Origin of the sequence: Paenibacillus sp. FSL R5-0749, assembly GCF_038595085.1 — a bacterium.
Classification (GTDB): Bacteria; Bacillota; Bacilli; order Paenibacillales; family Paenibacillaceae; genus Paenibacillus.
In genome coordinates this window covers 2,082,614-2,098,145 of record NZ_CP152005.1, presented here as the reverse complement: position 1 = coordinate 2,098,145, position 15,532 = coordinate 2,082,614, and the positions used below count along the sequence as shown (strand labels likewise).

Annotated in this window: 13 protein-coding genes; 8 read left to right on the top strand and 5 right to left on the bottom strand. The window is 50.1% G+C overall.

Features of this window, described 5'->3' with window-relative positions; translation table 11 throughout:
• Positions 1-117: 117 nt before the first annotated feature.
• The gene (locus tag MKY85_RS09475) at positions 118-4,137 is read right to left on the bottom strand and encodes a DNA polymerase III subunit alpha (protein WP_342572450.1); all 4,020 of its coding nucleotides are present in this window, start codon (positions 4,135-4,137) and stop codon (positions 118-120) included.
• Between the two features lie 266 nt (positions 4,138-4,403).
• Between MKY85_RS09475 and MKY85_RS09470 the strand changes: the two genes are divergently transcribed.
• From MKY85_RS09470 to MKY85_RS09460, 3 genes are all read left to right on the top strand, one after another.
• A complete protein-coding gene (locus MKY85_RS09470) occupies positions 4,404-4,733 on the top strand; it encodes a YtrH family sporulation protein (protein ID WP_026081169.1) in 330 nt (109 codons plus the stop codon).
• A 21-nt stretch (positions 4,734-4,754) separates the two neighbouring features.
• Positions 4,755-5,243, top strand: a complete 489-nt coding sequence (locus MKY85_RS09465; RefSeq protein ID WP_036609856.1) for a hypothetical protein — start codon at positions 4,755-4,757, stop codon at positions 5,241-5,243.
• Positions 5,244-5,325: 82 nt separating this feature from the next.
• Positions 5,326-5,667 (top strand): YtpI family protein, encoded by a 342-nt coding sequence (locus MKY85_RS09460; protein ID WP_342572449.1) that lies wholly within the window; start codon positions 5,326-5,328, stop codon positions 5,665-5,667.
• A gap of 144 nt (positions 5,668-5,811) precedes the next feature.
• Here the strand turns inward: MKY85_RS09460 and MKY85_RS09455 are convergent, their stop codons facing one another.
• The 3 genes from MKY85_RS09455 to MKY85_RS09445 all read right to left on the bottom strand — a co-directional run bounded on the left by MKY85_RS09455 (position 5,812) and on the right by MKY85_RS09445 (position 8,141).
• A complete protein-coding gene (locus MKY85_RS09455; RefSeq protein ID WP_253433039.1) occupies positions 5,812-7,146 on the bottom strand; it encodes a DRTGG domain-containing protein in 1,335 nt (444 codons plus the stop codon).
• A gap of 212 nt (positions 7,147-7,358) precedes the next feature.
• On the bottom strand, positions 7,359-7,643 hold the full coding sequence (locus MKY85_RS09450; RefSeq protein WP_085981456.1) for a hypothetical protein: 285 nt from the start codon (positions 7,641-7,643) through the stop codon (positions 7,359-7,361).
• A gap of 150 nt (positions 7,644-7,793) precedes the next feature.
• On the bottom strand, positions 7,794-8,141 hold the full coding sequence (locus MKY85_RS09445; RefSeq protein ID WP_036609862.1) for a YlbF family regulator: 348 nt from the start codon (positions 8,139-8,141) through the stop codon (positions 7,794-7,796).
• 237 nt (positions 8,142-8,378) lie between these two features.
• Between MKY85_RS09445 and MKY85_RS09440 the strand changes: the two genes are divergently transcribed.
• From MKY85_RS09440 to MKY85_RS09420, 5 genes are read left to right on the top strand one after another with little or no spacing between them, the layout of a single operon-like run.
• A complete protein-coding gene (locus MKY85_RS09440; RefSeq protein WP_342572448.1) occupies positions 8,379-9,746 on the top strand; it encodes a YheC/YheD family protein in 1,368 nt (455 codons plus the stop codon).
• 32 nt (positions 9,747-9,778) lie between these two features.
• A complete protein-coding gene (locus MKY85_RS09435; RefSeq protein WP_342572447.1) occupies positions 9,779-10,969 on the top strand; it encodes a YheC/YheD family protein in 1,191 nt (396 codons plus the stop codon).
• A gap of 60 nt (positions 10,970-11,029) precedes the next feature.
• The gene (locus MKY85_RS09430) at positions 11,030-12,403 is read left to right on the top strand and encodes a YheC/YheD family protein (protein ID WP_339240983.1); all 1,374 of its coding nucleotides are present in this window, start codon (positions 11,030-11,032) and stop codon (positions 12,401-12,403) included.
• Complete coding sequence (locus MKY85_RS09425; protein ID WP_339240982.1) at positions 12,403-13,509, top strand: YheC/YheD family protein; 1,107 nt, start codon at positions 12,403-12,405, stop codon at positions 13,507-13,509. The genes MKY85_RS09430 and MKY85_RS09425 overlap by 1 nt, the downstream gene beginning before the upstream one ends.
• A 35-nt stretch (positions 13,510-13,544) precedes the next feature.
• Positions 13,545-14,723, top strand: a complete 1,179-nt coding sequence (locus tag MKY85_RS09420) for a YheC/YheD family protein (RefSeq protein ID WP_339240980.1) — start codon at positions 13,545-13,547, stop codon at positions 14,721-14,723.
• Between the two features lie 92 nt (positions 14,724-14,815).
• Here the strand turns inward: MKY85_RS09420 and MKY85_RS09415 are convergent, their stop codons facing one another.
• The gene (locus tag MKY85_RS09415; protein ID WP_339260119.1) at positions 14,816-15,502 is read right to left on the bottom strand and encodes an HAD hydrolase-like protein; all 687 of its coding nucleotides are present in this window, start codon (positions 15,500-15,502) and stop codon (positions 14,816-14,818) included.
• Positions 15,503-15,532: the final 30 nt, after the last annotated feature.

The following is a 15,532-nucleotide window of genomic DNA, read 5'->3' as shown; positions in this document are numbered from 1 at the left end:
AATGTGCGGATGGTGAAATCAGGACCGCGATACATCGATCACAAAAAACCTGTTCAGCATTTAGCTAAACAGGTTTCATATTGTTGGAATAAAGACGATCACTAACGAGATAACCGCTTATTTAATTTTGACCGTCCCTTCACCCAGCATCTTCTCCATGTCGGAGAACAGGGCTGGTGATGGTTTAATTCGGTAGGCATCACTCAGTGCAAGCAGCTTCTGTTGCTGCTCATAGAAGAGCACCGTCGCAACAGGTCCAGGGTGCTCCTGAAGCAGCTGCTTCAGACGTGCCAGAAGCTCAGGCTTCTCCGCATGCGGGGCAATCTTCACGAACACCCGCTGCTCCACCGCCCGCGGTTCTCGGCTCTGCGCCTGGCTGCCAGCCGCTTCAGCGGCACCGCCAGGCCGGGAAGCCGCAGCCGTGGCTGCGCCCATACCCGCCGCATCGCTGCGCGTCGCTGCCGAGCCTTGGCTCCCGCTGCTACGCGCAGCGGAAGCATCCCCGCCTGCGCTGCTGCGCTGCGCTTCGGCTCCTGCGCCCGCTGGCCGCCGCGGCGAAGCCGACGGCGCCGGGCGCGAAGAGCTGCCGCTGCCGGGCTTGCCGCGCCGGTCACGGCTACGCAGCTGCTGCTCCAGTGCCGCCTGTGACAACGGCACCACTTCCTCAGCCAGCAGCTTGAACCCTTCGTCCTGCTGCTGCACTTTGGCACGCACGACGAGCAATTCACCTTTCCCGACATGCTGCTGGCTACGCCGCCATACCTCGGGAAAGAGAACCACTTCGCAGCGTTCGATCTGGTCTTCCAGCTCCATGAACGCCATGGCCTTGCCCTGTTTCGTCGTAATTGACTTCACAGACACTACCATACCCGCGGCGACGGCCATTGTGTCGTCTGCCGCCTCGGTCAGCTCCATGATCCGGTCAGCCCCACTCGATTCAAGCACATCTTCATAGTCATCCAGCGGATGCCCGGAGAGATACAAGCCTAACAACTCACGCTCTAGCTCCAGTTGCTGCCCAGAGGAATAAGGAGGAATTTCCGGGTATTCAATCTCCCAGTTTGGCGTCTCCACAAAGTCGAACAATTGAATCTGCAGATCCTCACGTTCTTTGCGCCATTTCAACGCGGCTTCAACGGTCTCATCCAGCATCGCCAGCAATTGGGCCCGGTGTCCGGGTAATGTGTCAAAAGCTCCGGCCTGGATCAGCGATTCAATCACACGTTTGTTACATACACGCAGATCCACACGACGACAAAAATCGAGCAGACTGTCGAACGGTCTCTCCTGCCTTACGATCATAATGCTTTCCATGGCCTGGGTACCGACATTTTTCACAGCAGCCAGACCGAAGCGAATTGCACCCTTTGAGGTAGCCTTTACCAATTCCGGTTCCTTCTGGTTGTCGGTTGCTTCAGGCATGGCTGTCGATGCCTGCCACTCATATCCACCACTGTCCTCTTCGGAGCCAAGACCCGGATCATCCGGCAAAGGTGCTTCACCATATTCAGCTTGTCCCGAATGCTCCTCATGCTCATGAACGTGTTCTTCTCTGAAGGAACTTCCGTTACCGTTCGCGGTATGTTCTTCGGCCACGCTTCCGGTGTCACTCTCTGCATCGGCTCCCGCAGTCTGCTGCGATACAATGCTCTGATCCCCGGTGCCTGCGCTACCGGATGGTATAAATACAGGCGTAAACAAAATACCGCTCTCATTCACATCCGGCGGAAGCACCTCCATATCCATACGCCGACATTCCACCACGTACTCTGCCACTTTCCGATGACTGCCCATCACGGCTGTCAGCATGGATGCCATAAAGTGCACAGGATAATGCGCCTTTAGATAAGCCGTCTGGAATGCAAGCACACCATAAGCCGCGGCGTGAGCACGCGGGAAGCCATAGTTCGCAAACTTAACGATCATGTCATAAACAAGGTCAGCTTCTTCTTCGCTATACCCTTGCTTCAGACTGCCTTGTACAAAGTGACCACGCTCCAGATCCAGCACTTCCCGTTTCTTCTTGGAGACCGCTCTGCGAAGCAAATCTGCTTCACCCAGCGAGAAACCCGCCATCCGGGAGGCAATCTGCATGATCTGCTCTTGATACACGATGATGCCGTACGTATCTTTCAGAATAGGCTCCAGATCCACGTGCGGGTAATCCACTTCGATCTGTCCATGCTTACCCTGAATGTATTTGGATATGAACTCCATCGGACCCGGACGATACAAGGCAAGTACCGAGATCACATCTTCAAAACTACTTGGCTTCAAATCTTTCAGCACACGGCGTACACCGGCAGATTCCAGTTGGAATATGCCCATCGTGTCACCACGGCCGAGCATCTCGTAAGTCAAAGCATCATCATCGGGAATAAGACGGAAGTCCGGAATTTCTCCATGTTCCCCAATCCAGCGTACACACCGCTCAATGATTGAGAGGGTACGCAGACCGAGAAAGTCCATCTTAAGCAACCCAATTGACTCCAGGTTTTCCATGGAATACTGGGTCAACGCCGTCCCTTCACTGCCCTCCTGAAGCGGCACCGCATCGGTCAGCGGATCACGGGAGATGACCACCCCCGCTGCATGCGTGGAAGCATGACGTGGCATACCTTCGACCTTCACCGCCATATCCAGCAGTTCACGGGTTTTCGGCTTGGTTTCATACAGCGCCTTCAGCTCAGGTGTCGCTTCCATGGCCCGCTCGATGTTAATGCCGAGTTGCGCCGGAATCAACTTCGCAGCCTTGTCTACTTCGCCATAAGGCACATTCAGTGCTCGTCCCACATCACGTACAGCAGCACGGGCTGCCATCGTTCCAAAGGTAATAATCTGGGCGACATGGGCTTTGCCATATTTATGCGCGACATAATCAATGACCTCATCCCGCCGTTCATCGCTGAAGTCAATATCAATATCCGGCATGGAGATCCGCTCGGGATTCAAAAAACGTTCGAAGAGCAGGTTGTATTTCATCGGATCAACATCCGTGATGTGCAACGTGTAGGCTACCAGACTTCCTGCCGAGGAGCCCCGGCCTGGGCCAGTAACAATGCCTTGTTTATGCGCATAGGCGATAAAATCCCAGACAATCAGGAAATAATCGGAGAAGCCCATGCTGTCGATTACACCCAGTTCATACGACAAGCGTTGTTCGAGTTCGGATCGAAGCTTCGCATCAGTCCAGCGTGTGGTCTGCGTGTAACGCTCCTCCATGCCTTCTTCGCACAGTTGACGCAGATACGCCGAAGGGCTGAGCCCATCTGGAAGGGGTCTGTATTCCGGCAAAATCGATTTGCCGAACTCCAGCTTCAACTCACAGGATTCCGCAATGCGGACGGTATTCGCCAGAGCTTCCGGTACATGAGGAAACAAACGAGCCATCTCTTCTTCACTTTTCAGATAGAGCTGATTCGTTCCAATGCGGAGCCGATTCTCATCATCCACGGTCTTGCCCGTTCCGATACAGATCAGCACATCCTGAAGCTCCGCATCTTCTTCCGAAAGATAGTGGGCATCATTCGTCGCTACAAGCGGAATCTCAAGTTCAGCCGCCAGTTTGATCAACTGGGGATTCACCCTTTTTTGCTCGGAAAGCCCATGATCCTGAAGCTCCAGATAGAAGTCTTCACCAAAGATATTTTTATAACGCAACGCCGCACGCCGCGCTTCTTCCTCTCGTCCATGCAATAAGTGCTGAGGAACCTCGCCCCCCAGACAAGCGCTAAGACAGATAATTCCCTCATGATGGGCAGCCAGACTTTCCATATCGATACGTGGTTTGTAATGAAAACCTTCGAGATGTCCAATCGAGCACAATTTCATGAGATTACGGTATCCCGTCATGTTTTTGGCCAGCAAAATCAAATGATGAATCGGCTGATCCTTACGGCTTCCCCGCTCTTTGCGGGACCCAGCTGTCATGTATGCCTCGCAACCGATAATCGGCTTGATACCCCGTTCTATACATGCTTTATAAAAAGGAATTGCACCATACATTACGCCATGGTCGGTTAGCGCCAGTGTTGTCATTCCGAGATCTGCAGCCTTATTCACGAGATCCGGAATACGCGCAGCGCCGTCCAGCAAACTGTATTCGCTGTGAACGTGCAAATGCACAAAAGAACTCATGTTTTTTTCTTCCTTTCGCCGCAGATAGTCACAGCATCGGATCTTCTGATCCGTTTGCCGCTCTATCTTTCTCTTATATATGAATTAAATAAATAAAAAAACGGAATCACCTTAAAAAATCGTGACTACCTCTTAAAAGGAGACTTTATTATTCTATTTTATCATAACGTTCGGGGGCACGCCCATACAATAGAAGTACAAGCCGCTCCCCCTGTGACAGACCGAAGACAGGAGGTGTGCTGCTAGGTCTGAAAGGGGTGTTGCCAGTGAGCACATTTTTGTCCAAAGCCATTCTTGATTTCTTTATTGCGTTTGGAATCGTGCTGGGTGGCGCGATGATCGGAGGTATTGGAGCGGTGATTTCTCTCCAGCCTCCAACACAGACGATGCTCGATATTTCCGGGAAAATAAAGATATGGGCACTCGCAGCTGCTGTGGGTGGCACCATTGATCCCATGCGGGTCATCGAGAGCAATTTCCTGGATGGTAACCTGTCTCCAGCGGTCAAACAAATTCTGTATCTGATCTCTGCTTTTATGGGCGCACATATGGGAACAGAACTGGTAAAGTGGGTGTGCGGCGGAGGCCGGAGCTAATATGAGACAGGAACAGCGTTCATGAGAGTTCCGCCATTCTCCCGTTACCGCCCGCTGATGCGAATGACTGCTGTATTTGTTCTGGGAATGATCGCTGGATGCGTCGTCTACAATGGGGTATTTCACCTGAGTTACAATGCGTTGTGGCTGAACAATCAGGAGCTGCAGCTTCAGCTGCATCAGAATGAGGAGGATATCAAAACGCTGAAAAAATACAGTAAACGCCAAACCGTGATCAAGGAAATCAAGGTCCGTGCAGAAGAGTCCGATAAGGGGCCAGACGAGGCTTCTCTGAAAGTGATGTTACAGAAGCTCGGAGACGAACTTGAGGTGCTCCGCGGAAGAGATGTATTCAACATCGACGAGTATAGCAAAATGACGCGAATCATGCTGAATCAGAAAGTGTACTCCGTCAGGGAAAAGGAATACACCGTTCAGGTCAAAACGATGCTGGTCATGGAAGGCGTACTGCAAGTTTGGGTACAGATTCGCATGCATGTTCCTGCGTAACAGCAAAAAACTGCCCTTGTCTGCATCTCTCCATGGTACAATAAGGGCAGTAAATGCTTTCCAGAAAAGGAGCTGCGTCTTTGTGTTCATTGATGTACTCAAATATGTACTAATCGCTATCTTTACTGTTGCCATGGTTTTGGCAGCGTTGAACAGCATTCGTTCACACAGAAGCTCGGATGCTACCAGCGCTGGTCTGTACCGTTCGTGGATGAATATCTGGATGGGTGGTATGCTTGTTGTTCTTGCGCTGATCCTGATGTTTGTCTTCACGGGTTCCACCTTATCTGTGGTTGTGGAAGCGCTATTTCTAATTATGGGTGCGTATAATGTATTTGCCGGAATACGTAACCGCAGTTATTATGCGCGGATTCAACAACGGTCCAGTAACGGATCAGGTACAACTTCCGGACAATCTGCATGATTTGTTGAAGTGCTATGATTGTGTCTGTAAAAAAGAGAGTACTTCCCTTCATTAAGCGAAGCCAGAATGCGCTACAACGCAACCCGGCAAAGCTTCTCCATGAGGGAGTACTCTCTTTGTCTATACCTGAGGCAATACAACGTGCTAGGCGTGGTCAATGGACTGCAATGTCATTACAGCTTTGCATACCACACTGCCTTCACGTGTAACCACAATGTCCATTTTGCACGTTCGACGACTGGTTTCCAGAATTACAGGTCGAACCAGAATCTGATCCTCAATCTGTACCGGTCGAACAAAATAAGTCGTGACATTATCCACCACATGGTCGTTCCCTGTAACATCCCACGCTGCCCGCCGGCCAGCCTGTGTCATCACATTCAACAGAACGCCTTCGGAGATCGTACCCAGATCGGTTGCCATCTGAGGAATGATGAATCCGTGAAATAACAGTTCATTCTGATCACCGCGTTCCTCGGCAAACCCGTTCCAGATCAGATGATCAAACGTCTCTCCCAGTTGTGGCTGCTTCTGTGCATCCCGCATGGCCTGAAGCACTTCCTTGCGTGTGACGGATGCAATCAGTTTGCGGTTGCGATCCACGATTGGCAGAAAATCGATGCCCTCCCAGGTCATAATTTGCGCAGCGGAAGCAAGAGAGGTTTGCAGCGACGCCGTAATCGGGCGGCGAACGACACATTTCTCAATACTTTGATCCGCCGTCAGCTCACTGACATCCTTCAGACTGACAATGCCAATGACCCGGTTCCATTCATCCACGACTGGAAAGCGATGTTCACCCGTCTCCGAGACCAGCATATGAAAATCTGCGGCTGAGCTCGTGACTTTCAATACCTGCAAGCGAGGTTTCTGACCAATGATATCCTCAACAAGCATGATTTTTTTCTTAATCAGCCGGTCAAAGATCGCGCGGTTAATCATGGAAGCCACCGTGAATGTATCATGCCGGGATGAAATAATCGGTAGCCCAAGCTCGTCAGCCATAATTCTTACTTCACGGCTTGTCCCAAAACCACCCGTAATCAACACGCCCGCTCCCTGTTCGAGGGCAAGCGAGTGAGCATCCTCACGGTTACCCACAATTAACAGACTCCCAGCGTCAATATAACGCGCCATCGCCTGTTCTTTCATCGCACCTATCACATACTTGTGCAGTGGTTTGGCTAGACCTTCGTTACCACCCAGCACATGGCCCTCTACAATGGTCACAACATCAGCAAAGGTCAACTGTTCCGACATGCCCCGAGGTCTCTTCTCAATCCGAACGGTTCCAATTCGTTCCTTGGTCACGACCAGTCCGAAGTTCTCCGCCTCTTTTACGGCACGGTAAGCTGTCCCTTCACTTACACCGAGTTCCCGTGCAAGTCCACGCACTGATATTTTGCTGCCAACCTTCAGTTGTTCAATATGTTGAAGTAACTGTTCATGCTTCGTGACGTTCTCTTCCTGTCCGTCCAACTGTACCACCCCCGAAGATGCATCTGTACTATTCTGTACCTATTATAACACGCCTTCAGGAAAATAACCCCACTCCCATCTCATTCTCATAGGCAAGGTTCCCCCTCTGAGTTTAATCGATTAATTATCCTCTAATCCTGTATGTAGCAAAAAAGACCGGACCCCTTGAGTCAAGGGATTCCGGTCTCTCATGTTGTATCTACTACTGTACCTTATACAGACTCGCTCCGCTCCTGCTTGTCCAGCAGTTTCATCTCCCACTGCCGCAGCTTCGCCCGGCGAACGGCTTCCAGTGCACGTTTCTTCTCTTCATCTACACCGAGAATAAAATGTAGGTGTGCACCAACGATTAATAAGGAGAATAGCACCCATACGATGCCAAAAATATTAACCCAGTCCATTCCTCCAGCAAAGGAAATCCGCGGCAGTGCAATGACCAGCATCGACAACGCGATAAGCAGATAGATTACATGTTTTGCTTTTTTCAACCTCTTCACCATTCACAGCTCCTTCGTTCGTGATCGACTCTATATTCTAGTCTATGAACGGTAAGGGGCTAATATGAAAGGTTCAGGTAAAAAAACAAGACAACCTTTAGGTACGTGTTCATCCTTCGTAATCAAAAGTGGACTTTTTGAACTACCTTTTTACGCTTCAGCGCCACCGTACAGATGACCCAGGCTGTCTGCAATAATTTTGTTCACGTCTTCAATAATGACACTGAGACGACGCTCCGCATCAAACAAACGACGGATGTTCAGATTCAGACTCAGTACTTCAAACAGTTTCTCCATTTTCTCCATCTCATCCGGAGCTGGCATATCCCCGCTCATCATACGTTGTTGCAATTCCATTTGTTGATCACGAAAGTTATCCAGCATTGCTTTTGCATCCGGATCAGCTTCAATCAGCTTCATCGCGGAAGTAATCTCTTCCACCTCGCTGCTTTCTCTCAGTGCTTTGGCCAAATCATTGGCTTTGTCATAAATGTTCACTATTATTCCTCCTCAGATTGGTTTGTTCTTCCGTGTTAATACACGCTTTTCTCCGCGGTCAAACAAAGGCGGTCTGAAACAGGCCTTCGATATCCTGCCTCGAAATCAAATACATTTAATCCATATGGGTCAATCACCAAGGGTTATATGTCCTCATATGATGAAGCACATGCCATGTTCAGATGCCGTTCAACTTCGAGATCAGACATCAAGTTGCCGCCCGGAAGGAGATCCGTGATGTCCACTAAAAAAGTAACGATTCAGGTTACCGGCTCGGGCATCCTGCAGGACGACGTCATCATGCTGGGCGAAGGGGTGCTCAAGGCGCTTAAAATCCCTTCAGGAAGGCCGCTTCAGCTGCAATTTGGCTCTTTCCGTCGCGAAGTCACTGTCATTCCGGTTCCAAGGTATGATGGACTGCGCATCAATCAGACAGTTGCCAGCAAGACCGGTCTCGTTCCACGTTCGGTCCTGAGGGTATCCTATCGTTCAGCCAGCCGTACCCTTCGCCTTGGGCCCTACATCAGTGTACTGGTTAGCCAGGATTATCCCGATCAGCCCGATCGGCCCTTTGGCTCCATCACGATGTTCTGTCAAGAACTGGTGAACGCCTGCCGTAAGCAAGGCGCCTATGTATCCTTTTTCACACCGGAGGATATTGGAGCGGTAACGGGTTATATGAAAGGCTGGGTGTATGATGACGGCTGGAAAAAGACTGTTCTGCCTGTAGCAGACGTCGTCAATAACCGGCTAACGTCCCGCAAGCTTGAGAACAAACCTAGCGTACAGCATTTTATGAAAGAAGTAAAATCGCTCTACGGCACGCAAACCTTCAATGAAAAGTTTCTGGACAAAAACGAAGTATTTGACGCACTCAAGTCCATTTCAACGCTTAAACGAGTTCTTCCCGAGTCCCATTTGCTCAAAACATCCACCATGCTCAAGACGATGTGCAATCGGCATCCGGTTGTATTTCTGAAGCCCGTACGCGGTTCTTTGGGCAAAGGCATCATTCGGGTCTCACGTCAGACGGACGGAAGTTTCCTGACTCTGGCGACTGGCGTTGGGGGTACCCGGAAACAAACGTATGCTTCTCTGGATAAACTGTATGCCAGTATGGCTGGGAAAATGAAAACAACACGATATCAGATCCAACAAGGGCTGACTCTCATTGACCACAGTGGCAGGCCCGTGGATTTCCGTGCACTCGTGCAAAAGAACCGTACAGGTAAATGGAGTGTAACCTCCATCGTTGCACGAATTGCGGGCGGGAGTCACTATGTATCCAATCTGGCAAGAGGTGGAAGCCTCAGCACCGTCAAGGATGCTGTTGCCAAAACGCAGTTGTCCGGATCAGCCAAAGCTTCCGCATATGCAGGATTGCACACCGCAGCACTGGATATCGCCAAAGGGATTGAGAGTGCCATCCCTGCTCATTTTGGTGAACTCGGTATTGATCTGGCCCTTGATACCACTGGACGCGTATGGCTGCTCGAAGTCAACTCCAAACCATCCAAGAATGATAATACACCACTGAGTGAGAGCAAGATCCGCCCATCCGTCAAAGCCATGCTCGAATATTCCACGTATCTGGCGGGTTTTTGAAAAGTCATTCTACAAAGGAGAGGTGCAGCGAAATGTTTCCATCATCTGAGATCAAAACAATGGCCATTCTGGTGCGTGCAACTGAAGGCTCACCTCCCTTCACGGATGAACTTTTCTGCCGTCGTCTCAGCTTGGGGAGTGTGCGATACGCCCTTCAGATTATTGTGATTCCAATATCGGTTGATGCAGCCCATCCCCCTCTTCAATGGGGATATGTCTATCATCAAGGGAAGTGGAATTCGGTACCTGCCCCTGCGGTTGATCTTATTATGGATCGTTGCCTTCGCCCTCTCCCAAGGAACGTCAGACAACAGCTTAAGGAACAGATACGAACGAAGGACTCAGGTCAATATCGTTATTGGTCGGCTTCTCTTCCAGGAAAATGGGAGGTACATCGTCTGTTGTCCCGAAATCCTGAGTTGCGGTCACAACTTGCCCCCACCACCCGGATCGGATCGCATATTCCTTGGGAATCGTGGCTGGACCGTTGGCCCAAAGGATTATTCTTCAAACCGATATCCGGGACTCATGGCAAAAATACCTTTCGCCTGTCTCGGGGATTAACTCCATCCACATGGATCGCGGAGGGGCGTAACGAACACAATGAACCCTTTTTCCTTACATTCAACCATACTCAGGCTGTATCTTCCTGGCTGGCATTACAACAGGCTGAGCGCAAGATGATCGTGCAGCCCTATCTGGAGCTTAGCCATCAAGGAAGAGCATTCGACATACGGGCACTAATGCAAAAGAATGGGCACGGTCGCTGGACGCTTACCGGATGTATGGTACGAGAAGGACCCGAAGGTTCACTCACATCCAATCTTCACGGTGGGGGCAGAGCCTATCCGGCCCATGCATATCTGCTCCAGCGATATGGAACGACCCGTACAGAAACTCTGCTAAAGAACATCCGGCAGACTGCTACGCTAATCCCCACCCTGCTGGAGAGCCGTTTCGGCAGGTTAGCCGAATTGGGGCTTGATTTCGGAGCAGATGCAGAGGGCCAACTCTGGCTAATTGAAGTCAACTCCAAACCAGGCCGCACCTCATTCGCAGACGCGGGCGACCGACGCATGCATATCCTGACTTATACCCGGCCGCTTGCCTATGCCCGTTATCTGTTGCAACAACATGTTCTCACGGACGTCATTCGTCCAATGAAATTGTCGAATACATCCAGCAAAGCTGGCCTGAAACCCATCCCGATTCACGGCGGCTGAGGCCCGCAGTGCCTGCTTGCCATGGAGCCCAAGGATCTTTTCAGGATAGGAGGATAAATCATGAGTTTGACCTTTTGCAATCTGCATTTCACCAAGCAACCGGATAAAGTGGTTTATGTATCCAACGCTTTAATGAAGAGCCTCAATCTGTCCGGCAAAAAAACGGTGAACCTTCGCTTCGGGCGTGACCGGGTACCTGCAACGATCAAACCAATCAAAAAAGCAGGTAAACATCTGTATCTCGCTTCAGGTATCCGTAATATGATGAACGTTCCCAAACGGGGCAGTATTTATCTCCGGAATTTGCAAAATGATGAGGTTCAGTTAGGTCCGCTGATCGGCGTACTCTCTGATGGGCCTGCGACGAGCACTAATCCATTCGGTTCCCGTACGGGTTTCATCAAACAATTACTCCGTGAAGGCAGCCGAAAATCCTATATTTATGCCTTTACTCCCCGGGATATCAATTGGCAGAATGAGACGGTATCCGGTTTTTTTCTGAATGAAAACGGAAGCTTTACCCGTAAAACGGTACCTCTGCCCGATGTTGTCTACAATCGGTTACCAAGCCGTCGTTCCGATTTTTCACCTGCCATTAACCAACTACGAGAACGATTTGTTCGTCGGAAAATCCCGTTCTTCAACTGGAGCTTTTTCAACAAGTCGGATATCTATACATTGCTCGAGAATGAACCGGTGGCAGGTCGTTATATTCCCGAATCCATTACGAATCCGTCCGTTGAACAGATGAAGGAAATGTTGGAACGCCATCAGTTCGTCTATTATAAGCCCACCGCGGGAAGTCTGGGGAACGGGATCTATCGCCTGACTTATTCGCCCAAACGTGGTTACTTCGCTCGTTATCGCAAAAAAGGCGGTAATGCACTCCTTCGGTTTGGGTCCTTCAACAGCCTGATGCGCATGCTTCAGGGAAGACATGGTAAACAGCTTCGCGGATATGTTGTTCAGCAGGGAATACGTCTAATTGAGATTGATGAATGTCCAATTGATTTCCGTTTTCACATGCACAAAAACGGTAACAATCAATGGGTCGTTGTCGGGATTGGAGCCAAAAAGGCAGGACGTGGCAGTGTTACAACACACATCAAGAATGGCGGCTCCCTAATGACTCCTGAGCAGGCGCTCAGTCGCAACTTCGGCGATCGTGCGGGAGAAGTTCTTCAGCATGCCAAATCCGTCGCTATTACACTGGCCCAGGCGATTGAAACCCAGCACCAGCATCTGATTGGTGAGATTGGCTTTGATCTGGGCATTGATCAGGAGGAACATGTATGGATGTTCGAAGCGAACGCCAAACCCGGGCGCTCCATTTTCCGTCACCCTTCACTCCGAGTGGAGGGAAAATCATCGGTGGAGCACATTCTGGAACACTGCCTGTATTTGAGCAAGTTCCGGAAGAAGGAAGAAATTTGATGAGCCTTCATGATGATTTCAAACCTGTCATTGCTGTTTTGACCATGCATGATAATCAGCGTATGTTCAGGGGGAACCATCAAAATTTTCAGGATATCCTGCAGACAGGCGAGAGCATGGGATACGTGGTGTACATTGTGACTGTGCGGGATCTGAACGTGGGTGGTCCCACCGTGAAAGGATATACGTACAACAAGGGAAGCGGAAAGTGGGTGTCACAACCCTTCCCCCTTCCCCATGTTCTGTACAATCGTATTCCCAACCGGGAAGACGAAGGAAAACCTTCCGTTCAGCGCAAAATTGACGAATGCATGCAATCAGGAATCGAACTGTATAACCCGTTCTTTTTCAACAAATGGGATCTGTTCGAATGGCTTAAGAAGTCCAAATCAACTCAGCAACTGATCCCTTATACCCGTCGGATGCGAAGTGCTTCTTCTCTGGGTGCCGTTCTACGGAGCTATCCCTATCTGTACCTTAAGCCTGAGAGCGGCAAAGCGGGCAAAGGGATTATGATGCTTAAATTTCAGGAAAAAGAACGGCTTCCCTATCGACTCAAAATACAAACCACACGTAAAAGCATGACCTATAAAGCAGCTACACTCGCCAAGTTGTGGGCACGGATTCGCAAAGAAACCGGACATACGCCTTATATCATGCAACAAGGCATAGAACTGGCCTCCTCTCGTAAACGCCCCTTCGATCTGCGTGTTCTGGTACAAAAGAACAGCAAGGGGCAGTGGAGTGTGACCGGTGTAGGTGCGAGACTTGCTGGCTCCCGCAGTATTACAACGCATGTGCCACGCGGCGGGACCGTAGAAGACCCTGAGAAGCTGCTGACCGAGCTTTTTGGGGAAGAACTGACAACAACCCTGATGAAACGTGTGAAATCCACTTCATTAATGATCGCAAGGCAGGTAGAACGGGGATCGGGTTACACACTCGGAGAAATGTCCATGGATCTGGGCATTGATGACCTGGGGGAACTCTGGTTCTTTGAAGCCAATGCCAAACCCATGAAGTTCGATGAACCACAGATCAGACGGAGGTCATTGGAACGTATATTTCACTACAGCGCTTATCTTGCCCGTCAGTCCACACGATGATCGACAGGAATACTGCAAAAAGAAGGTGATTGCTTGTGTCCTCACCTGTTCTGGGCATTATGACGTTGTACTTAAATGAACATCGCGCTCTTGAAGAACGAAGCATCTATCGCAGAATGATTCTTGAAGGGCGCAAGCGGGGACTCGATATCTATGTGTTCACACCAGCCGACGTGCACCCTGGCGGCAAACAAATTGAAGCCATGGTTTATCATGAGGGAAAAGGCTGGTCCAGGGAATGGCGATCATTCCCGGACCTGATCTTCGATCGATGCCGGATACAGCGTAACCGCAGGTTTCAGCAACTGCTTGCTTTTCGCGAAAAGTATGGCCATCTGCTCTTTCTCAACAGACCTCTACGCAATAAATGGACCATCCACCAGACCCTGTTGCAAAAGTCCAACTTTCGAGAGCACCTGCCGGAAACCGCTCTATTTCAGGATATGTCCGATGTAAATCGGATGCTCAAAGTTTCTTCTCTGGTCTACCTCAAACCTATTAATGGAACAGGCGGACGTGGTATTCTGCGCATTGAACGCGGCAGTAGCGAGGCCAATACAGTGCTTGTTCAGGGGCGGGATCAGAAACGTCGTATCATCACTCCACGTAAAGTTCATTTATCACGATTAGGCTCGTTGCTCCAGCACTGGAATATGAAAGACAAGTATCTTGTACAAAAAGGCATTCAGCTTCAGCTTCCGAATGGACGTGTGCATGATTACCGCATGCTCGTTCAGAAGAACGGTGAAGGGCAATGGGAGCTTACGGGATGTGCCGGACGCATGGGTGCAGAAAAAAGTGTAACCTCCAATCTGCATGGCGGCGGTCAGGCAATCGCGATGAACCGACTCATGAAGCAATGGATCGATGATGACGACCTCCGAGCAGAGATTAACACAACTGCAGAGAAGTTTGGCATTGAAGTTGCTTCATTTCTGGAAGATACGTATGGGGACCTCTGTGAGTTGGCATTGGATTTGGCGATCGACAGGAGTGGACGCATCTACTTGCTTGAAGTGAATCCCAAACCGGCACGTGAAGTATTCGCTCGAATCGGTGAGCGGGATATCTATTATAAAGCCATCACTCAACCGCTGGAGTACGCCTTGTGGGTGTATCGCAATCAGCCCAGTCGCCCAGCCAAACCGATAAGAACCACCCGGCTTGCAAGCAACAGACCATCTGCATTGAAGAAAGCACGCAAAAAGAGATGATCCGTAGCAAAAATACAAGAGCGCCCAACCCGTAATTCAGCTCGGGTTGGGCGCTCTCATATGATGACTGACATTTTCAATTGAGGATTAGCTTATTCTGCTTCATCATACAGGCGCAACAATTCTGTAAAATCAGAGATGAGAACATCTGAGCCCGCAAGCTCCTCATCACGGCCGAAACCGGCGTAGGCACAACCGATGACCGCCTGACCGTTCATTTTACCAGCCTCCACATCAGAAGAACGATCCCCTACCATCCAGGCGTCCTGAATACGATGTTTCTCAAGCAGGATCTGCACCAGATTAATTTTGGAGGGAGTCTTGTACTGGCCAGCACTATATACCCCTTCAAATAAAGGCATAATCTCGTGTGCAAATGCCACACCCTTCACATAGTCCTCTAGCCCATTACTTGCGACAAAAAGACGTACTCCTTGTTGTTTCAGTGCTTGCAGCGTTTCTTTTACACCCGGATACAATTGGGAACTTCCTTGATCAAGCCCCTCAATTTCCAGTTGGAGCAGCAGTTCGTCTGCACGGCGATGTGCCGCTTCCGATGCCTCAGGCATAACCACTTTCCATATATCTTCGAGCAACATGCCCAAGCTTCCCAGCATGCGTTCCTCTGGTGGAGTTTCTCCTTCAAAATGCCCTTCGGCACGCAATGTATCAAATAGTTGCTGGTAAGCCGGCAACAACAGGGTCTCCGTCTGGAATAGCGTACCATCCATGTCAAAAATCATCGCTTCCGGTTTGAGCAATACCTTCTCTTTAGTCATGTCCAATGTTCCTTTCGGATTGGGATATGT